15 protein-coding genes are annotated in these 19827 nt (G+C 60.1%); 7 read left to right on the plus strand and 8 right to left on the minus strand.

All coding sequences use genetic code 11. The features are described 5' to 3' along the window. The first annotated feature begins 295 nt into the window (after positions 1 to 295). The 3 genes from ALO80_RS14780 (at position 296) to gshA (ending at position 4835) form a co-directional block, all read left to right on the plus strand. Positions 296 to 2617 (plus strand): Tex family protein, encoded by a 2322-nt coding sequence (locus tag ALO80_RS14780; RefSeq protein ID WP_055009531.1) that lies wholly within the window; start codon positions 296 to 298, stop codon positions 2615 to 2617. After that, positions 2617 to 3000 carry a PaaI family thioesterase gene (locus tag ALO80_RS14785; protein WP_055009532.1) on the plus strand — a complete coding sequence of 128 codons (384 nt, stop codon included), beginning with the start codon at positions 2617 to 2619 and terminating at the stop codon, positions 2998 to 3000. Before ALO80_RS14780 ends, ALO80_RS14785 begins: the two co-directional genes overlap by 1 nt. A gap of 242 nt (positions 3001 to 3242) precedes the next feature. Beyond that, the gene (gene gshA / locus ALO80_RS14790) at positions 3243 to 4835 is read left to right on the plus strand and encodes a glutamate--cysteine ligase (protein WP_055009533.1); all 1593 of its coding nucleotides are present in this window, start codon (positions 3243 to 3245) and stop codon (positions 4833 to 4835) included. 118 nt (positions 4836 to 4953) lie between these two features. Here the strand turns inward: gshA and argA are convergent, their stop codons facing one another. After that, on the minus strand, positions 4954 to 6252 hold the full coding sequence (argA, locus tag ALO80_RS14795; protein WP_055009534.1) for an amino-acid N-acetyltransferase: 1299 nt from the start codon (positions 6250 to 6252) through the stop codon (positions 4954 to 4956). 126 nt (positions 6253 to 6378) lie between these two features. After that, a complete protein-coding gene (gene argE / locus ALO80_RS14800; RefSeq protein WP_055009535.1) occupies positions 6379 to 7527 on the minus strand; it encodes an acetylornithine deacetylase in 1149 nt (382 codons plus the stop codon). A 163-nt stretch (positions 7528 to 7690) separates the two neighbouring features. Between argE and ALO80_RS14805 the strand changes: the two genes are divergently transcribed. The 3 genes from ALO80_RS14805 to ALO80_RS14815 all read left to right on the plus strand — a co-directional run bounded on the left by ALO80_RS14805 (position 7691) and on the right by ALO80_RS14815 (position 11718). Beyond that, positions 7691 to 9058, plus strand: coding sequence for a CYTH domain-containing protein (locus ALO80_RS14805; RefSeq protein ID WP_055009570.1), 1368 nt, complete (start codon positions 7691 to 7693; stop codon positions 9056 to 9058). Between the two features lie 413 nt (positions 9059 to 9471). Continuing rightward, positions 9472 to 11256: a GspE/PulE family protein gene (locus ALO80_RS14810; protein ID WP_055009536.1), complete on the plus strand. Its 1785-nt coding sequence runs from the start codon at positions 9472 to 9474 to the stop codon at positions 11254 to 11256. 141 nt (positions 11257 to 11397) lie between these two features. Beyond that, positions 11398 to 11718, plus strand: coding sequence for a DUF2388 domain-containing protein (locus ALO80_RS14815; protein ID WP_055009537.1), 321 nt, complete (start codon positions 11398 to 11400; stop codon positions 11716 to 11718). Positions 11719 to 11785: 67 nt separating this feature from the next. On the opposite strand, the gene gcvH is transcribed toward ALO80_RS14815, so the two are convergent. The 5 genes from gcvH to ALO80_RS14840 form a co-directional block, all read right to left on the minus strand. Beyond that, the gene (gene gcvH / locus ALO80_RS14820) at positions 11786 to 12172 is read right to left on the minus strand and encodes a glycine cleavage system protein GcvH (protein WP_055009538.1); all 387 of its coding nucleotides are present in this window, start codon (positions 12170 to 12172) and stop codon (positions 11786 to 11788) included. A 43-nt stretch (positions 12173 to 12215) separates the two neighbouring features. Then, positions 12216 to 13298, minus strand: a complete 1083-nt coding sequence (gene gcvT / locus ALO80_RS14825; protein ID WP_055009539.1) for a glycine cleavage system aminomethyltransferase GcvT — start codon at positions 13296 to 13298, stop codon at positions 12216 to 12218. Between the two features lie 153 nt (positions 13299 to 13451). Continuing rightward, on the minus strand, positions 13452 to 15068 hold the full coding sequence (locus ALO80_RS14830; protein ID WP_055005614.1) for an ABC transporter permease: 1617 nt from the start codon (positions 15066 to 15068) through the stop codon (positions 13452 to 13454). Between the two features lie 253 nt (positions 15069 to 15321). Next, a complete protein-coding gene (locus ALO80_RS14835; protein ID WP_055009571.1) occupies positions 15322 to 16323 on the minus strand; it encodes an extracellular solute-binding protein in 1002 nt (333 codons plus the stop codon). A 116-nt stretch (positions 16324 to 16439) separates the two neighbouring features. Then, on the minus strand, positions 16440 to 17150 hold the full coding sequence (locus ALO80_RS14840; RefSeq protein ID WP_055009540.1) for a Crp/Fnr family transcriptional regulator: 711 nt from the start codon (positions 17148 to 17150) through the stop codon (positions 16440 to 16442). An 81-nt stretch (positions 17151 to 17231) separates the two neighbouring features. Here ALO80_RS14840 and ALO80_RS14845 point away from each other — a divergent pair, with 81 nt between their 5' ends. Continuing rightward, entirely contained in the window at positions 17232 to 17756 is a 525-nt protein-coding gene (locus tag ALO80_RS14845) for an Mpo1 family 2-hydroxy fatty acid dioxygenase (RefSeq protein WP_055009541.1), read from the plus strand. Positions 17757 to 17817: 61 nt separating this feature from the next. On the opposite strand, the gene ALO80_RS14850 is transcribed toward ALO80_RS14845, so the two are convergent. Next, positions 17818 to 19749, minus strand: coding sequence for an acetyl-CoA hydrolase/transferase C-terminal domain-containing protein (locus ALO80_RS14850; RefSeq protein WP_055009542.1), 1932 nt, complete (start codon positions 19747 to 19749; stop codon positions 17818 to 17820). Between the last annotated feature and the right edge of the window lie 78 nt (positions 19750 to 19827).

The following is a 19827-nucleotide window of genomic DNA, read 5'->3' on the forward strand; positions in this document are numbered from 1 at the left end:
TGCTCCTCTGATCTCGGGGCGCATTATGGCGTAGCTGCGGTGATGCGCACCTTGTGCATTGTTAGCAGATTTTACTGGAGGCGGCACTTGTGCATGCTTTTTCGCCGAAAAAAGACCACATTTGTCGGCCGATCCCCTAATCCGCCTTCGCCGGGTATAATGCGCCGCCCTCAAAGTCAGGCAACGCTGGTCATATGGCAGTTCGCCAGCGCTGAAAATAAATCCTGGCGGACGATACTCAGGCAAGGCCATTCGTACATAGCCCAGTTTTTTGCTCACAACTCCAGGTGGTTTTATGGACAGCATCAACAGCCGCATCGCCGAAGAACTCGGCGTACGCCCACAACAGGTCGCAGCGGCCGTAGCACTACTGGATGAAGGCTCGACCGTGCCCTTCATTTCCCGCTACCGCAAGGAAGTGACCGGCAGTCTTGATGACACGCAATTGCGCCATCTGGAAGAACGCCTGCGCTATCTGCGCGAACTGGATGACCGGCGTGTCAGCATTCTTGCCAGCATCGAAGAGCAAGGCAAGCTGACCCCGGAGCTGGCTCGCGACATCAAGCTCGCCGACACCAAGACCCGTCTTGAAGATTTATATCTGCCTTATAAGCAGAAACGCCGTACCAAGGGCCAGATCGCCCTCGAAGCAGGCCTCGGCGAGCTGGCTGACGGCCTGTTCAACGACCCGAGCCTCGCCCCTGAGACCGAAGCAGCCCGCTTTGTCGACGCCGACAAAGGCGTGGCCGATGTGAAAGCCGCGCTGGAAGGTGCCAAGTACATCCTGATGGAGCGTTTTGCCGAAGACGCTTCGCTGCTGGACAAGCTGCGCAGCTTCCTCAAGCAGGAAGCAGTGATCAGCGCACGCGTTGTGCCGGGCAAGGAAGAGGAAGGTGCCAAGTTCCGCGACTATTTCGAACATGACGAGCCGCTCAAGAGCATGCCGTCGCACCGTGCGCTGGCGATTTTCCGGGGCCGAAACGAAGGTTTCCTCAGTTCCGCCTTGAAAGTCGGCGAAGAACTGCCAGGTGCCATGCACCCGTGCGAACTGATGATCGGCGAGCGCTTCGGCATCCAGAACCAGAACCGCCCTGCAGACAAGTGGCTGGCCGAAGTGGTGCGCTGGACCTGGAAGGTCAAGCTGTACAGCCACCTGGAAACCGACCTGCTGGGCGAGCTGCGCGATGGTGCAGAAACCGAGGCAATCAACGTTTTCGCCCACAACCTGCACGACCTGTTGCTGGCCGCGCCAGCCGGCCAGCGTGCCACGCTGGGCCTGGACCCGGGCTTGCGCACCGGCTGCAAGGTCGCCGTGGTAGATGCCACTGGCAAGCTGCTCGACTACGCGACCGTCTATCCACACGTGCCGAAGAACCAGTGGGATCAGACCATCGCCGTGCTGGCAGCCCTGTGCGCCAAACATTCGGTTGATCTGATCGCCATCGGCAACGGTACTGCCAGCCGCGAAACCGACAAGCTGGCGGCCGAGCTGATCAAAAAATACCCAGGCCTGAAAATGACCAAGGTCATGGTCTCCGAAGCCGGTGCTTCGGTCTATTCGGCGTCAGAACTGGCGGCGAGGGAATTCCCGGACCTGGACGTGTCGATCCGTGGCGCAGTCTCCATCGCCCGTCGCTTGCAGGATCCGCTCGCCGAACTGGTGAAAATCGATCCGAAATCCATTGGTGTCGGCCAGTATCAACACGACGTTTCACAGCTCAAGCTGGCTCGCGGCCTGGACGCGGTGGTTGAAGACTGCGTGAACGCCGTGGGCGTGGACGTGAACACCGCGTCGGTGGCACTGTTGGCGCGGATTTCCGGCCTCAATACCACACTGGCGCAGAACATCGTTGCGCATCGCGACGAAAACGGCGCGTTCAAGACTCGCGCAGCGCTGAAAAAAGTCAGTCGTCTGGGCGAAAAGACGTACGAACAGGCCGCAGGCTTCCTGCGCGTCATGACCGGCGACAACCCGCTGGACGCTTCTGCGGTTCACCCGGAAGCCTACCCGCTGGTACAGCGTATTGCGGCTGAAACCGACCGTGATATTCGCTCGTTGATCGGCGATGCCAGCTTTCTCAAGCGGCTGGACCCGAAAAAATTCACCGACGAGACCTTTGGTCTGCCAACGGTCACCGACATCCTGCAGGAACTTGAAAAACCGGGCCGCGATCCGCGTCCGGAGTTCAAGACGGCGGAGTTTCAGGACGGGGTCGAAGACCTCAAGGACCTGCAACTGGGCATGATCCTCGAAGGCGTTGTGACCAACGTCACCAACTTTGGTGCGTTCGTCGATATCGGCGTGCATCAGGACGGCCTGGTACACATCTCGGCACTTTCCGAGAAGTTCATCAAGGACCCGCGGGAAGCGGTCAAGGCCGGTGATGTGGTGAAAGTGAAGGTCATGGAAGTCGACATCCCGCGCAAACGTGTCGGTCTGTCGATGCGCATGAGCGACACGCCTGGCGAGAAGATCGACGGCGCACGCGGCGCGCGTCCAGGCTCTTCGCCTCGTCAGCAGAACAGCGCCCCGCGCAAGGAAACCACAGCACCCGCGCCAGCCAACAACGCCATGGCTTCGCTATTCGCCAACGCCAAGCAACTGAAGAAGCGCTGATGGACATTCCGGAGGATCTGACCCACAGCGCCTATTTCAAGATGCTCGGCTGCGAACTGCGGCGTCTGGACGAAGGCGTTGCCAAAGTTGCGTTGCCACTGGAGGCGCATCTGCGCAATCGCGGCAACGTGATGCACGGCGGGGCAATCTTCAGCCTGGTCGATATCGCCATGGGGCTGGCCTGTTCCAGTGTCCACGGTTTCGACCAGCGCAGTGTCACCATCGAGTGCAAGATCAACTACGTGCGCGGCGTATCCGACGGCGAAGTGCTATGCATTGCCAGGGTGCTGCACGCAGGTCGCCGGACACTTGTGGTTGAGGCCGAAGTCGTCCAGGGTGACAAGCTGGTCGCCAAGGCTCAGGGCACGTTCGCGGTCATCTAGACCGCGATAAAGGCTGATGAAAGCAATCACGGTGAACAGAACCTAGCCGTATCCACATCATTTGGGTTAATTTCGGCACCATTAGCGTGGTGCCGAGTCCATTTGGGTGGTACGACAAAGAGCAGTGATTGTGAACAGGCGCTACAGACCAACCAGGCGACTACGCCAGTTCCTTTCTTCACCCTTGTAGACCGTCAAGTCCACCCCCATATCGGGGCGACCGATGCGTGAAGGATTACACCTTGAGCGAACTTTTAAACCGTCGTCTTGCATTGCTCGGCGAGCGTGACCACCTTTCTCTGCTGGAGCAGTGCCTGCACGGTATCGAGCGCGAGTGCCTGCGCGTTACCGCAACGGCAGAACTGGCACAGACGCCTCACCCGCAAGCTCTGGGTGCCGCACTGACCAATGGCCAGGTCACGACCGACTATTCCGAATCGTTGCTGGAGTTCATTACGCCAGCGCTGAAGAACCCGGCCGAGACCATCGACAGCCTGGACAAGATCCATCGCTTCGCCTACAGCAAGCTGGGAGACGAGTTGCTCTGGAGCCCGTCGATGCCATGCCCCTTGCCCGACGAGGAGCACATACCGATCGCCTATTACGGCACGTCGAACATCGGCAAGCTCAAATACGTGTACCGCAAAGGCCTGGCGCTGCGCTATGGCAAGACCATGCAGTGTATCGCCGGCATTCACTACAATTTCTCGCTGCCGGAAGATGCCTGGGCGCTGCTCAAGCAGACCGAGGACTTTGCGGGTGACGCGCGGGATTACCAGTCGCATTCCTACATCGCGCTGATCCGTAATTTCCGCCGTTACAGCTGGCTGCTGATGTACCTGTTCGGAGCTTCACCGGCACTGGATGCGGGTTTCCTGCGTGGCCGCAAGCATCAGCTGGAACAGCACTTCGATGCCGATACGTTGTACCTGCCATACGCCACCAGCCTGCGCATGAGCGATCTGGGTTATCAGAGCGATGCCCAGGCCGATCTGACCCCTTGCTACAACGATCTGGTCAGCTACACCGACAGCCTGCGCAAGGCGGTGGCCACGCCTTACAAGCCCTACGTCGATGTCGGCACTCATGATCGTAATGGCGAGTGGGTGCAGCTCAACACCAACGTGCTGCAGATCGAAAACGAGTATTACTCTAACATCCGTCCCAAGCGCGTGACTTATAGCGGCGAACGCCCCATTCAGGCGCTGGTGGCCCGTGGCGTGCAGTACGTCGAAGTTCGTTGTCTGGACATCAACCCGTTCCTGCCTACCGGTATCAGCCTGGAGCAGTCGCGCTTTATCGATGCGTTTGTGCTGTACTGCGCACTCGAGGAAAGCCAGCAGCTGGCCAGCCACGAGTGTTCCAGCGCCAGCTCGAATTTCCTGGCGGTGGTCAAGGAAGGGCGTCGTCCGGGCCTCAACCTTCAGCGTGACAAAAGCCCTGTCGAACTGAAAACCTGGGCAACCGAACTGCTGGAAAAAATCACCCCGATAGCCCGACTGCTCGATCAGGCTCAGGGTATCGATGAGCACATCAAGTCGATTGCCGTGCAACAGGCCAAGATCGACGATGCCTCCCTGACGCCTTCTGCCCAGGTGCTGGCCAGCATGAAAGCGCATAACGAGGGCTTTACGGCCTTCTCCTTGCGTCAGAGCCAGGTCCACGCCGAATACTTCCGAACCCATCCGCTAAGTGCCGAAGAGCAGACGCACTTCGAAGCCCTGGCCAAAACCTCCATCGAGGAACAGGCCGAGCTGGAAGCGACCGAGGAAGTGGTGGATTTCGACACATTCGTGGGTTCGTATCAGGCGAGCATTCTGTCGATCAGCAACTGATGCACAGGTGACGCCGGGCGTCACGAACTGCACTCCCAGGCGAAGCGTGAAGCACGATCAATCGTGCGACGCTCCGCGTCGGCATACAGTTCTGAACGCTCTGCGCCCGCCCCCAGGCTTATATCGCCTTTTCGAAGATCTTCGAATTACGCTGGTAGTTGTACAGCGATGCGCGTGCGCTTGGCAGGCGGTCGACGCTGCTGGGCTCGAAACCCCGCTCGCGGAACCAGTGCGCAGTACGCGTAGTGAGGACGAACAAGGTCTTGATGCCCAAGGCTCTGGCGCGGTTTTCAATGCGCTCCAGCAACTCGTCGCCGCGCCCACCGTGCCGGTATTCCGGGTTGACGGCCAGACACGCCAGCTCGCCTGACTCCGAATCGGCAATCGGGTACAACGCCGCGCAGGCAATGATCAGCCCTTCCCGCTCGACCACGCTGAACTGAGTGATCTCGCGCTCCAGCACTTCGCGCGAGCGGCGCACCAGAATGCCCTGCTCTTCCAGCGGCGTGATCAGGTCCATCAAGCCGCCAACGTCCTCAATGGCCGCCTCGCGAACCAGTTCGAACTGCTCCTGTGCTACCAGCGTACCGCCACCGTCACGGGTAAACAGCTCGGTCAGCAGCGAGCCGTTCTCGGCATAGCTGACGATATGGCTGCGCGCCACACCGCCGCGACAGGCCTCGGCCGCCGCATCCAGCAGCTCCGCCTGATAATTGCCACCCAGACGCTGCAAGTGCGCCGGTACCTGTTGCGGGCGCAGCTCGCGCACCAGTCGGCCCTGTTCGTCGAGCAAACCGGTCTCGGCACCGAACAACAGCAGCTTGTCAGCAGCAAGATCGATGGCCGCACGCGTCGCGACGTCTTCGCAGGCCAGATTGAAAATCTCGCCGGTCGGTGAATAACCCAGCGGCGACAGCAACACGATATGACGCTCGTCCAGCAAGCGATTGATACCTTTGCGGTCAACCCGACGCACTTCGCCGGTGTGCTGATAATCGACGCCCTCCAACACTCCGATAGGACGGGCAGTGACCACGTTGCCGCTGGTCACCCGCAACCGCGAGCCCTGCATGGGCGATGCGGCCATGTCCATCGACAGGCGCGCCTCGATCGAGATGCGCAGTTGGCCAACGGCGTCGATCACGCACTCCAGGGTCTCGGTATCGGTGATACGCATGTCGCGATGAAAGCGCGGCGTGATACCCCGCTGAGCCAGACGATTTTCGATCTGCGGGCGGGAGCCGTGAACCAGCACCAGACGTACGCCCAGACTGTGCAGCAGCACCAGGTCATGGACGATATTGCCGAAGTTGGGGTGCGCAACGCCGTCGCCGGGCAGCATGACGACGAAGGTGCAATCGCGGTGAGCATTGATGTACGGAGACGCGTGGCGAAGCCAGTTGACGTATTCGGGCATGACAACAAGAGCCTGTAGAGAAAATGGACGAAGAAAAGAAGCACGCACAACGGTGTGGTGGTTATCGTCGGAACAGGCTTGGCAACACGCGCAATCTCCTTGTATTTACAGCTTGTAGAACCCGACTCATTGAGGCGTCAGGCAATAATGTTCGATCAGTTGGCGTAACAGACGCACTGTAGGGTCCAGACGTGACATTTCGAGGTATTCCCCCGGCTGATGCGCGCAGGCGATATCGCCCGGGCCGAGCACCAGCGTTTCACAGCCAAGGCGCTGAAGATAAGGCGCTTCGGTGCCGAATGCTACTGCTGCGGCCGTATGACCGGTCAGACGTTCAGCAACGCGCACAAGTTCAGCGTCGGCGACCTGTTCGAAGGGCGCGCACTCCGGGAACAGCGGTGCGTAGTCGATCTGTACCTGATGCAGCTCGGCCAGCGGCTGCAGCTTCTGTCGAATGGCTGCCCGCAGCACCTCAGGGTCCATACCCGGCAGCGGGCGCAGGTCGAACTCCAGCGAGCACTGGCCACAAATCCGGTTCGGGTTGTCGCCGCCGTGAATACAGCCCAGGTTCAGGGTCGGTTGCGGCACCGTGAACTGTGGATTTCGATGCTGCGCCTGCCATTGCGTACGCAGGCCCTTGAGCTCGCTGATCGCGTCATGCATGGCTTCGAGTGCGCTGTGGCCAAGGCTCGGGTCGGAGGAATGACCGCTGCGCCCGAGAATATCGATGCGTTCCATCATAACGCCCTTGTGCAGGCGGATGGGCTTGAGTCCGGTCGGCTCGCCGATCACCGCCGCACGACCCAGCGGACGTCCGGCCTCTGCCAACGCACGGGCACCGGCCATCGAGCTTTCCTCGTCACAGGTGGCGAGGATCAGCAGCGGTTGCCTGAACGGCTGGTCCAGCAGGCCACGCACCGCTTCGATGATCAGGGCAAAAAAGCCTTTCATGTCGCAGCTGCCCAGGCCGACCCAGCGGCCATCGACTTCGGTCAGCTTCAAGGGATCGGTTTTCCACAACGCCTCGTCGAACGGCACGGTGTCGCTGTGACCCGCCAACACCAGACCGCCAGGGCCTGTGCCGTACGTTGCCAGCAGATTGAACTTGCCGGGGGAAACCTGCTGGATGTCGCAGGCAAAACCCAGGTCGCCGAGCCATCCGGCCAGCAGGTCGATGACAGGTCGGTTGGTCTGGTCCAGAGAAGGCTGAGTGCAGCTCACCGATGGCGCAGCGATCAAGGCGGCAAACTGGTCTTTCATGGACGGCAACGGCATGGACGCTTCCTGTAATCAAGACTAAACACGGCCCATCATAGGGCCATAGCAACCCAGGAATAAACCGTTTCGGGCCATGTCCTGTACACTGACGCCCTCAGCAGCCGTTCAGTCATGGGCTGCGCTCCCGTTTATCAGTATCAGCGTTTGGATTCCCCCGGCCATGCAAAAAGAAACAGAAATCAAACTCCGCGTCAGCCGCGAGACCCTCGCTGCACTGCGCGAACACCCGTTGCTCAAGAAGCGCAACAAGAGTGGCTGGGAGCGCCTTGAACTGTCGAACCAGTATTTCGATACCCCCGAGGGTGAGCTGGCACAGGCCAAAGTCGCCCTGCGCATCCGTCGCGACGGTGATCAGATTATCCAGACCATGAAGACGCGCGGACAGAGCGTTGCCGGTCTGTCCGAGCGTAATGAATACAACTGGGACCTCACCAAGGCCAAACTGGACCTCAAGAAGCTTGAAGGCGATTGCTGGCCCGAACAACTGGCCGGGCTGGACAAAAAAACCATCAAACCGCTGTTTACCACCGATTTCATCCGTGAAAAAGCCGAAATTGCCTGGGGCCGTGGCAAAGCCAAAGTGGTGATCGAGGCCGCACTGGACCTGGGCCAGGTGGTGGCCGGCAAGCAGAAGGAAGAAATCTGCGAGCTGGAACTCGAGCTGCGCGAAGGCGATCCTGCCGCGCTGCTGGAACTGGCCGCCGAGCTGGCTGCGACCCTGCCGTTGATGCCATGCGATATCAGCAAGGCTGAGCGTGGCTATCGCCTGCTCGACGCCAACAGTTATTCACTGAGCCTGGCGGCACCCGCCCTGAGTGCAGAAACTCCGCTGGATGACGCCTACTCCGCGCTGGCCTGGCACCTGCTGGGCAGCAGCCAGCGTCTGGCCGAACAATACCGTTTCAACGGCCACTGGCGTTTGCTGCAGGACTGGGTCGAGATGCTCGCCGAACTGCGCGCACTGACCAGCAGCCTTGGTCAGGCCGCGCCACGCGCCTCGACCGCACAGCTGCGCGCGTCACTGGATGCCCTGCTGGAAGACTGGCGTCCGCTGGTTCAAGCCGGCCTGGACGATGCCGATGTGCGCGGTGCCGCCCACGAGCAGTTTCTGGAAGAACTGCAGGACCCGCGCTGGGGCGAGTTCTCGTTGAACACCTCGCGCTGGTTGCTGGCGCGCAGCTGGACTGTCGAACGCAACACGCGCGGCAATCGCCAGGGCGCTGCGCTGTTGAGCAGCTGGCTGCCACGCCTGCTGGGCGAAGAGGCAACATCCCTGCAACTGAGCCGCTATCAGCAGCAGCCGGAAGATCTGGCCGAGCAACTGCCCCGTATCGAACGCATCCAGGCCTGGCTGCACTGGGCACGCGGCGCGCTGGACCTGCCAGAGCTGGACCGCCTGTACGGGGAGCTGCGCAAGCTGGAAGAACTGGCGCATCTGGACATCAGCGACGAAGTCCTTGATGCCCGCGTGCAGCAGGCAATCACCGTCTTCCAGAGCCGCGCCTGGAAAACCCTGTTGCGCCTGTAAGGCCGGGTTCCTGACCCTACGCACGGCTCATCTCAAGGCGTAAGTTATAGAAGCCGACCTGGCTGACCGCGACTCTCGTTCCCACGCTCCAGCGTGGGAATGCCGCTCTGGACGCTCTGCGTCCGATCTTGAACATGCGGTGCGGCGCAGATTTGTGACGCAGAGCGTCACGAAAGGCATGCCAACGCGGAGCATGGGCACGATAGTCCATTGGCTGGCCGCGACGTCTGCTCAGTGGAAGTCGAACAGACCGACGCGCTGAATACCGCACAACAGACACCTGTCGCCCTGGCCAACGGCTGAAGCATTTTGTCTGCTCCGGCAATTCCCGGTCGCATAGAACGAGCAACGCTGTCACGCTTGGCGTCTACTCTTGTTCATCGCCCAATGACGAATTGCCTCAAGGAGCGCACATGGCAGCCCTGGCCCCCTCTTCACAGGACCGCTGGCTTGATCTGAATGATGTGTTGCGTGATCTGGTTGCCGAAGGCTATCTCGGCCAGGACGACGCAGAAACGGCACTCACTCAACGTCGCAGTGCGGTGAACATCCAGTTGCACCCCCTCGAGTTTCTCGCTTCGCTGCAGTTCGACGATTTGAAGCGACCCGGCAAGAAGCTGGATCTGGAGACCCTGACGGCCTGGCTGGCAAAAGCCTCCGGCCAGCCCTATATGCGCGTCGACCCTCTGAAGATCAACGTGGCAGCCGTTACGCCACTGATGTCTTATGCCTTTGCCCAGCGGCACAAGATTCTGGCTGTGGCGGTTGATCGCGAGTCGGTGACCATCGCCAGTGCCCAGCCGTATGTCCGCTCCTGGGAGGCCGACCTTGCGCATGTGCTCAAGCTGCAGATCAAACGCGTGGTCGCCAACCCGACAGACATCCAGCGCATGGCGATGGAGTTTTTCAGGCTGGCCAAGTCGGTCAGTGGTGCCAGCGCCTCTGAACAGAAAATGAGCAACATGGGCAACTTCGAACAGTTGCTCAAGCTGGGGGCCAGCGATCAGGAGCCCGACGCCAACGACGCGCATATCGTCAACATCGTCGACTGGCTGTTTCAATACGCGTTCCAGCAACGCGCCAGCGATATTCATATCGAGCCGCGCCGCGAACAGGGCACCGTACGCTTCCGTATAGACGGGGTACTGCACAACGTTTATCAGTTTCCGGCGCAGGTCATCATGGCCATCGTCAGCCGCCTGAAAAGCCTGGGGCGGATGAACGTCGCCGAAAAACGCAAACCACAGGACGGACGGGTCAAGACCACCACACCCGAGAATCGCGAAGTGGAGTTGCGCCTGTCGACCCTGCCAACGGCTTTCGGTGAGAAGATGGTGATGCGGATCTTCGACCCTGAGGTGCTGCTAAAGGATTTCGACCAGTTGGGCTTTTCCAGCGATGACCTGCGTCGCTGGCAGGAAATGACCCGTCAGCCCAATGGCATCATTCTGGTAACCGGGCCGACCGGCTCGGGCAAGACCACCACGCTGTACACCACCCTCAAGAAGCTGGCGACCTCGGAGGTCAATCTCTGCACGATCGAAGACCCCATCGAGATGGTCGAGCCCGCCTTCAACCAGATGCAGGTCCAGCACAACATCGAACTGAGCTTTGCCGCTGGCGTCCGCGCCTTGATGCGACAAGACCCGGATATCATCATGATCGGCGAAATTCGCGACCTGGAGACGGCAGAAATGGCGATTCAGGCGGCACTCACCGGTCACCTGGTGCTGTCAACGCTGCACACCAACGATGCGCCCAGCGCTATCAGCCGCCTGCTCGAACTGGGTGTGCCACATTACCTGCTCAAGGCGACCATCCTTGGCGTCATGGCCCAGCGTCTGGTGCGGACCCTCTGTCCGCACTGCAAGGCACCGATCAACCTGAACGAAACCGACTGGCAGACACTGACCCGCCCCTGGCAGGCACCCGTGCCACCCGGCGCGCATCAGGCAGTCGGCTGTGTGGAGTGTCGCGACACCGGCTATCGGGGCAGGGCCGGGGTCTACGAGATCATGGTCATGTCAGACAACATCAAGGCCCTGATTTCTGCGGACCTGGACCTGACCGCCATGCGACGCCAGGCCTTCAAGGAGGGGACGCGCAGCTTGCGCCTGTCCGGTGCGCAGAAAGTCTCGGCAGGGCTGACTACACTTGAGGAAGTGCTGCGAGTGACACCGCAGAGCGAGCAACGCTGATCAGGGTTGAAAGGGCTGATCCAGCCGCCTGCACATTATGGTGCTCGATCTAAACTGAACTACTTGGTACACCTTGATTGAACTAGTTCGTGGCTTTGGCTATCCAACCCCTCAGAACAACCACAGTTGGAGTAACTCATCATGCGTCTCAAGTTTGCTGTCGCCACCGTAGCCTTGCTTTCCATCCCAATGGGTTCAGCGATGGCTGACACCTTCTGGCGTAATGTGTTGTCCTCGGGTGCCACTACCGGTTCGACGTACCTCACCTTCAAGGATCACAAGCTGATCGTCGCGGCACAGGACGATGCAGGCAGCTACGTCGCCAGCAACGGCGACATCCGTGGCCCGTTTCTGGAAGCCGCCATCGCACAGGTACGCAAAGACAATCCTGGCCTGAAAGCCACGGACATGGAGCTGGCCAACGCGATTCTGGATAAAAACCTGGTCGCTGAAAACCAGTAAGTCTTGCTGGCAAATTGCGCATAAAAAATGCCGCTCGATGAGCGGCATTTTTTTGTCCAGCGATTGGTTATTCGCCGATCGCGCTCTTGTAACCTGCAGCGTCCAGCAATTTGGCCAGATCGGCTTCAGCGGCGCTTGGCTTCAGCTTGAAGATCCAGGCGCTGTACGGCTCGCTGTTGAGCAACTCGGGCGAACCGCTCAGGTCTTCATTGACCTCGATCACCTCGCCCGCCACTGGCGAGTAGATGTCCGAGGCGGCCTTGACCGACTCGACAACACCGGCGGTATAAGCGGCAGCGAACACTTTGCCGACTTCCGGCAGTTCTACGAACACCACATCACCCAGCGCTTCCTGTGCGTGGTCCGAGATGCCGACGGTCACGGTGCCATCTGCTTCAAGGCGTGCCCATTCATGACTTTCGGCGAAACGCAGCTCGGCGGGAATATTGCTCATTTAGTCATCCTCAACATCGGGTCAGCGGAAAACCCGCCATAGGTTAGATCAAGGTTTTGCCGTAGCGCACGAACGCTGGCTGTACCACCCGCACCGGATACCATTTACCGCGGATTTCGACCTCGGCCCGGTCAGCGGTAGCCATCGGAACGCGAGCCAGCGCAATGGATTTGCTCAGCGTAGGAGAGAAACTACCACTGGTGATCTCTCCTTCGCCAATTTCTGCGATGCGTACCACCTGATGTGCGCGTAAAACACCGCGCTCTTCAAGCACCAAACCGACGAGTTTGAAGGCACTTCCATCAGATCGCTCGCGCTCCAGCGCCTTGCGGCCGATGAAATCACGTTCGGCAGGCTCCCAGGCAATGCTCCAGGCCATATTCGAGGCCAGCGGCGACACGTGTTCACCGATGTCCTGGCCATACAGGTTCATGCCCGCTTCCAGACGCAACGTGTCACGAGCGCCCAGGCCGATCGGCGAAATACCCGCGCCGACCAGCTCATTGAAAAAGCCCTGTGCCTCTTCGGCCGGCAGCATGATCTCCAGGCCGTCTTCGCCGGTATAGCCGGTCCGCGCAATAAACCAGTCGCCGTCATCAAGCCCTTCGAACGGCTTGAGCTGGTGGATCAGTTCAGCGCGGGCACTTGAAACCAGCTCGGCAATACGGGCTCTGGCCTTTGGTCCTTGAATCGCGAGCATCGCCATTTCGCTACGCTCGACCAGCTGTACATCGAAGTCGCCCAGTTGTGCCTGCATCCAGGCAAGGTCCTTGACGCCGGTCGCGGCGTTGACAACCAGCCGATAACCTTCGGGCGTGAGGTAGACGATCATGTCATCGATCACCCCGCCGCTCTCGTCCAGCATCGCGCTGTACAACGCCCGGCCCGGGGTTTTCAACTTGTCCACATCATTGGCCAGCAGGTAGCGCAGCCAGGCTTTGGCTTGCTGGCCAACGACATCGATCACATTCATGTGAGAGACATCGAAGACCCCACAGTCGCGACGCACCTGATGGTGCTCCTCGACCTGCGATCCGTAATGCAACGGCATGTCCCAGCCACCAAAATCGACCATTTTCGCGCCAAGAGCGAGGTGCAGGTCGAACAGGGGGGTACGCTGTCCCATGGGTTTCTCCTTCCGGGCGTGGCGAAGGTGCGGGCAGAAAAAATCGGCAAGCCCCCAATAAACCGGAGTTTGCAGCACGTTACAGCTGACCGAATAATCTGACAGACCGCACCAATTGCGGCGCATTGTAGCCGCAAGGTGAAGGACCCGCACCTAACCAATCTGACGGGCAGAGCGACGAATCAACCCAATGACGGGTAATAATCCTACAAGCACCAGCGACAAAGCTGGCAATGCCGCTCGTGCCCACTCGCCCTCGCTGGTCATTTCGAAGACGCGCACCGCCAGCGTATCCCAGCCAAACGGGCGCATCAGCAAGGTCGCCGGCATCTCTTTGAGTACATCGACGAACACCAGCAGCGCCGCGCTCAGGGCTCCCGGAATCAGCAGCGGCAGATACACGTTGAGAAACAACTTTGGCCCGCTGACGCCCAGACTGCGCGCAGCTTCAGGCAGTGATGGACGGATGCGCGACAGGCTATGCTCCAGCGGCCCGAAGGCGACGGCGATGAAACGTACGAGATAGGCCAGCAGCAGCGCCGAGAGGCTGCCCAGCAGCAACGGTTTGCCTGCACCACCCAGCCAGCCGGAAAGCGGAACCACCAGCTCACGGTCCAGATAACTGAACGCCAGCATGATCGAAACGGCCAGTACCGACCCCGGTAATGCATAGCCGAGGTTGGCGAGACTGACGCCGGAGCGGATTACAGGCGTGGGAGCCATGCGTCGGGCGAAAGCCAGAACCAGCGCCACGCTGACAGTGATCAACGCCGCCATGCCGCCCAGGTAGAGCGTGTGCAGAACCAGGCCGGTGTAGCGCTCATCAAGATCGAACCGGCCGCGCTGCCAGACCCAGACAATCAATTGCAGCACCGGCACCACGAAGGCACAGAGAAACACCAGCCCACACCACAGGCTGGCACCCCAGGCCTTGACGCCGCGCAGCGGGTAAAGCGCAGCGCCGCGCGGGCGCTCATTGGTCGGGCGGCTTGCACCCCGGGCACGACGTTCGCCATACAGCAGCACCAGCACGGCCAACAGCAGCAGGCTCGCCAGTTGCGCAGCGCTGGACAGGCTGAAGAAGCCGTACCAGGTCTTGTAGATTGCCGTGGTGAAGGTGTCGAAGTTGAACACTGACACTGCACCGAAATCGGCCAGGGTTTCCATCAACGCCAGCGCCACGCCCGCTCCGATGGCAGGACGCGCCATGGGCAGCGCCACGCGCCAGAACGCCTGCAAGGGCGTGTTGCCCAGCACTCGCGCAGCTTCCATCAAGCCCTTGCCCTGCGCCAGAAACGCCGTGCGCGCCAACAGGTAGACGTAGGGATAGAAGACCAGCACCAGCACGATGATCACCCCACCGGTGGAGCGTACCCGAGGCAGGCGAAGACCGGAACCGAACCATTCGCGCATCAGGGTTTGTACCGGGCCGGAAAAATCCAGCAGCCCGACAAACACAAATGCCAGTACGTAGGCAGGGATCGCGAACGGCAGCATCAGCGCCCAGTCCAGCCAGCGACGCCCTGGAAACTCACACAGGCTGGTCAGCCAGGCCAGACTCACCCCCAGCAGCGTCACACCCACGCCGACACCCAGCACCAGAATCAACGTGTTACCCAGCAGACGGGACATCTGGGTTTCCAGCAGGTGTGCCCATATCTGTTGGTCAATGGTCTCCCACGACAGCAGCAGCACGCTTAGCGGCAACAACACCAGCGCAGCGATGGCGAAGACCAGCGGATACCAGCGACGTTGGACAGGATGGGCCAAGGGGGTTCTCGAAATGAGGGGGTTTAGGAGCGTGCGCACAGGTCTGCTTCTGATTCTGGCTGAAAGCCGTAGGAGCGGACTTGTCCGCGAAAAGGCCGGTACATTCTCAGAAAATGCACTATCTGAACTGACGGCTTCGCGGACAAGTCCGCTCCCACGCCCTTCGGGCAGAAGCCAGAAAGCCCTGTATTCCGGGCTCGTCAGGGCTTGTGTATACCGCTGAGCGTGGCGCGATAAAGCGGTGCGTATTAAATCAATTCCAGCCCGCGCGATCCATCATGCGGATCGCTTCTGCCTGACGCTTGCCTGCCACTTCGACCGGGATGGTGTCGGCCCTGAACTGCCCCCAGCTGGCCACTTCTTCTGACGGTGCCACTTTCGGGTTGGCCGGGAACTCCTGATTGACGCTGGAGAAGATTTTCTGCGCTTCGGGGCCGGTCATCCACTCAACCAGCGCCTTGGCCGCTTCAGGGTGCGGAGCATGCTTTGTCAGGCCGATACCCGACAGGTTTACATGGACGCCCCGATCCGCCTGATTGGGCCAGAACAGCTTCACCGCCAGATCCGGCTTCTCCTTGTGCAGACGACCGTAGTAGTAGGAATTGACGATCCCCACATCGCACTGCCCGGAATTGATTGCCTCAAGCACGGCGATGTCGTCGGAAAACACATCGGTGGACAGGTTGTTCACCCAGCCTTTCAGAATTTTCTCGGATGCATCGGCACCGTGGGTTTCGATCAGCGTGGCGGTCAGCGACTGGTTGTAGACCTTTTTCGCTGTACGCAGGCACAGGCGCCCTTCCCAGTTCTTGTCGGCCAGCGCCTCATACGTGGTCAGCTCGACGGGTTTTACCCGGTCAGTCGAATAGGCAATGGTTCGCGCACGAAGGCTCAGGCCGGTCCAGCCGTGAGTGGACGAGCGATACTGCGGGGGAATGTTGGCTTCGATCACCGGCGAGGTGAATGGCTGCAGGATGCCCATCTGTTCGGCTTGCCAGAGGTTGCCGGCGTCGACAGTCAGCAACAGGTCGGCGGTGGCATTCTCGCCTTCGGCCTTGATGCGTTGCATCAATGGCGCTTCCTTGTCGGTGATGAACTTGATCTTTACCCCGGTGCTGGCCGTGTACGCATCGAACACCGGTTTGATCAGCTCGTCGATCCGGGACGAATACACCACCACTTCGTCAGCGGCCTGAGCAGCGCTGCCCAGTAAAGTCAGCGTCATAGCCGCCAGAAGTCGCTTGCTTGCCTGCATCGGGGTATCTCGCGTTCGCAAATGAGGCGAAATGGTAGTGAATCCCATTTGCTATCTCAATCGAAGAGGCAGCAGAGCCGTTACCGGATGTTTCTGGACTTAATACATGCAGCTCATCAGCAAACCGCTCGGGCTCTGGAAAAGTTCGCAACCCTGCGCAACCGTTCCACATCAAACACTTCAAGCTGCAATTCCCCCAGGCGCACGATCTTGCGCTCATGCAGGTCCTGAAGCACTTCCAGCAAGGCCGGAGGCGACAGCGCCAGACGCTCCACGGCCTGAATGTCCTCCAGCACAATCAGACGACGCGCCTGACTCAGCGTGCCGTAACCCTCACTCAGCATCAATAGACGCCACGCGACTCTCGCCCTGGGCGGCAGTCGGCGCATTTTCTCGGGGTTCTGCAAGGGCAAGCCGATTTTCTGGCTGAGTAATGCGGCAAACCAGCGCCAGTATTCCGGGTGCCTGTCGAGCAACCGGACAAGGAATTGCTGAGGGATCTGCAGAAAAATGCTTTGCTCCAGCGAACGGACCTCAAAACGGCGAGCCAGCCCGTCAAACAGCGAGACTTCGCCAAACCAGCAAGGCAATCGCGCTGGCTCCATAGACGAAAGCAGCCGCTGCTCCCGAGCACCACCGATACGCACGCTGCCCTCAAGCAACACATAAAGACCGCAAGGTAGATCACCCTTCTCGAACAGCGGCCTGCCGGGCGTCTTGCGCCTCTGGCGCGCGGCGTCCAGCAAGCTATCCTGCAAACCGGCCGGTAAATGGGAGAACCAGTGATCGGATAGCAATCGTGACCGCCACGCCGCTCCATTTGTCATTTTTGCTCCCTTTTATTCCAGGCACACGTGCTATACAACGATCTTAGCTCAAGCCGATCATCGTCTCAGGCAGGAATAATAATGAAAACCCTTGTCGATCATCTCAGCCAATATGCGGCCTATCACCGTGATTCGCGCAATATCGTGACGCACTTCGTGGGCATTCCCCTGATTGTGCTGGCTGTGGCGGTACTTCTGTCGCGTCCGGGCTGGACCATGGCCGGATTGTGGATTTCGCCTGCTGCATTGCTGGCCCTGGGCTCGACGATTTTCTACCTGCGTCTGGATCGCCCGCTGGGCGTGGTCATGGCAGTGCTGCTGGCACTGTGCATCTGGGCCGGGGCCAACCTTGCGCAACAGCCAACCATGGTCTGGCTGAGTGCCGGCGTCGGGCTTTTTGTGGTGGGCTGGATCATCCAGTTCGTGGGCCATTACTACGAAGGGCGCAAACCGGCATTTATCGATGACGTGACCGGCCTGATCATCGGCCCGCTGTTCGTGGTTGCCGAACTGGCGTTTCTGACAGGCCTGCGCAAACCGCTGCAACACGCTATCGAAGAGCGCTCCGGCCCGGTGGGGCGCAATACCCGCAAGGCTGCGCTCTAGGCGCGGAAGACCGATCGCCGGCAACGGATCGTCGTTGCCCGCGACCATTCGTTTCCGGGTTCTAGCCCGTGAGGCCGCTGGTGTTCTGCAGCCCGGCCAGCAACAGCCGTTGATACAACTCTTCACGCAAGCCCTGAGGCTGATCGAGCTGCATGCGTTGCAAATGCTCCGGGAAAGCGTCAGGGTCCGGCGCGTCGAGGGTGGCTTTACCCAATTCGAGAATTTCGGTGAGTTTCAGTTTGCTTTTCAGCCAGTTCAACGCTCGCAACAAGTCGCGCTCTTCGGCTGTAAAGTCGCAACCCAGCGGGTATTCGGTAAACAGTGACGGATAGCGCGCTGCCGTGTCCTTGAGGCGTTCCGGAGTGTTTTCTGTGAAGCGTGGATCAAGGCTGAAATCCCTGGGCAACTTTCCGGCCTTTTGTGCCTGCTCGATCAAGCCGGACTGGAACCGCGAGTCGGTGATGTTCAGGATGCGCTCAATTACCGTGGCGTCGGTCTGACCGCGCAGATCGGCGATGCCGTATTCGGTCACGACAATATCGCGAAGGTGCCGGGGGATCGTTGTGTGGCCATACTGCCAGACAATGTTGGAGCTGACCTCACCGCCCGATTCACGCCAGCTGCGCAGCATCAGGATCGAGCGAGCGCCCTCCAGCGCGTGGGCCTGCGCGACAAAGTTGTACTGGCCGCCCACACCGCTGAGCACTCGGCCATCTTCCAGTTGATCAGCCACTGCTGCGCCCATCAGGGTGACAGTGAAAGCACTGTTGATGAAGCGTGCATCGCGACGTTGCAGGCGCTTGAGTTCTTCCTGACCGTAAAGCTCGTTGATGTAGCTGATCGCAGTCATGTTGAACTGCGCCAGCCGCTCGCGGGGCAGCTCGCGCAATCGCTCATAGAAACTGCGCGGGCCAAGGAAGAATCCGCCGTGCACGACCACGCCATCGGGGTGGGCGTCTTCATCCAGCGTGCCCATGTTGGCCAGACGTTGCAGCTCTGCGTCGGCATACACTTTGCGCCGCACGATCCCGGCATCGGCGAGTACCAGCAGGCCGTTGACGAACATCTCGCTGCAACCGTAAAGGCCCGTGGCGAACGGCTGAACACCGCCTTCCCGATCGATCAGGGTCTGCCAGTTACTCATGTTCAACTCGGCCAGCAGGCCGCGCCAGGTTTCGTTATCGGCCTGCCGGGCCAGCAGTGCGCCGGTCAGTGCATCCCCCATCGAGCCGATGCCTATCTGTAAGGTCCCGCCGTCACGCACCAGTGTGCTGGCGTGCAGACCGATCAAGTGGTCCTGATAGCCTACCGGCATGTTCGGGGTGGAAAACAATGTGCTGCACTCATCTGCGTCGATCAGCAGGTCAAAGGCCTCGACGTCCAGCTCAGAGTCACCCGGCATGTAAGGCAGGTCGGCATGAACCTGGCCAAGCATCAGAATGGTTTCTCCGGCAGCGCGGCGCCTGGCGATCATGGGCAGCAGGTCGAGGGTCACGTCGGGGTTGCAACTCAGGCTCAACGTGCCCGGCCGCTGATCATCGCGGGCCACCAGTTGCGCAACCAGATTCAGACCGTTGGCGTTGATGTCGCGGGCGGCATGGCTGTAATTGCTGCTGACATAGTCTTGCTGGGCGGACTCACTGTTCAGCAGGCTGCCCGGCTGCATGAAGAATTGCTGCACGCGAACGTTGGGCGCAAGTTTGTCGCGCCGCAGCGCGGCCAGAAACTCCAGCTCGGGGTAATCGCCGAACACCCGCTCCAGAAACGGTTCCAGAAACCGCGCCTGCAAACCCTCTCCCGGTGTTGGCCGCCCCAGTGTCAGCGCGGTGTAGATCGTCAGCCGTCGCTCAGGCATCCGGCTGATGCGCTGGTACAGCGCGTTGACGAACCTGTTGGGCTTGCCAAGCCCGAGCGGCATGCCAAGGTGGATATGCTCGGGCAGTTGCGCCAGAACGTGATCGACAGCGTGCTCGATAGAACAGGAATACGGCATCCCAGCGCTCCTGAATTGTTATATAAGTGCAGGTTGGACCGATGACGGAGCGAAAGCGTTGCATGCTCGCCACGCCCA

Source organism: Pseudomonas caricapapayae (assembly GCF_001400735.1).
Lineage (GTDB): Bacteria > Pseudomonadota > Gammaproteobacteria > Pseudomonadales > Pseudomonadaceae > Aquipseudomonas > Aquipseudomonas caricapapayae.

Bases quoted from the DNA above. Each gene is read 5' to 3' on its own strand.
- gcvH (WP_055009538.1), bottom strand. From the start codon at position 12,172: ATGAGCAATATTCCCGCCGAGCTGCGTTTCGCCGAAAGTCATGAATGG.
- ALO80_RS14810 (WP_055009536.1), top strand. From the start codon at position 9,472: ATGGCAGCCCTGGCCCCCTCTTCACAGGACCGCTGGCTTGATCTGAAT.
- gcvT (WP_055009539.1), bottom strand. From the start codon at position 13,298: ATGGGACAGCGTACCCCCCTGTTCGACCTGCACCTCGCTCTTGGCGCG.
- ALO80_RS14815 (WP_055009537.1), top strand. From the start codon at position 11,398: ATGCGTCTCAAGTTTGCTGTCGCCACCGTAGCCTTGCTTTCCATCCCA.
- ALO80_RS14835 (WP_055009571.1), bottom strand. From the start codon at position 16,323: ATGCAGGCAAGCAAGCGACTTCTGGCGGCTATGACGCTGACTTTACTG.
- ALO80_RS14850 (WP_055009542.1), bottom strand. From the start codon at position 19,749: ATGCCGTATTCCTGTTCTATCGAGCACGCTGTCGATCACGTTCTGGCG.
- ALO80_RS14805 (WP_055009570.1), top strand. From the start codon at position 7,691: ATGCAAAAAGAAACAGAAATCAAACTCCGCGTCAGCCGCGAGACCCTC.
- ALO80_RS14785 (WP_055009532.1), top strand. From the start codon at position 2,617: ATGGACATTCCGGAGGATCTGACCCACAGCGCCTATTTCAAGATGCTC.
- argE (WP_055009535.1), bottom strand. From the start codon at position 7,527: ATGCCGTTGCCGTCCATGAAAGACCAGTTTGCCGCCTTGATCGCTGCG.
- ALO80_RS14840 (WP_055009540.1), bottom strand. From the start codon at position 17,150: ATGACAAATGGAGCGGCGTGGCGGTCACGATTGCTATCCGATCACTGG.
- ALO80_RS14780 (WP_055009531.1), top strand. From the start codon at position 296: ATGGACAGCATCAACAGCCGCATCGCCGAAGAACTCGGCGTACGCCCA.
- argA (WP_055009534.1), bottom strand. From the start codon at position 6,252: ATGCCCGAATACGTCAACTGGCTTCGCCACGCGTCTCCGTACATCAAT.
- ALO80_RS14845 (WP_055009541.1), top strand. From the start codon at position 17,232: ATGAAAACCCTTGTCGATCATCTCAGCCAATATGCGGCCTATCACCGT.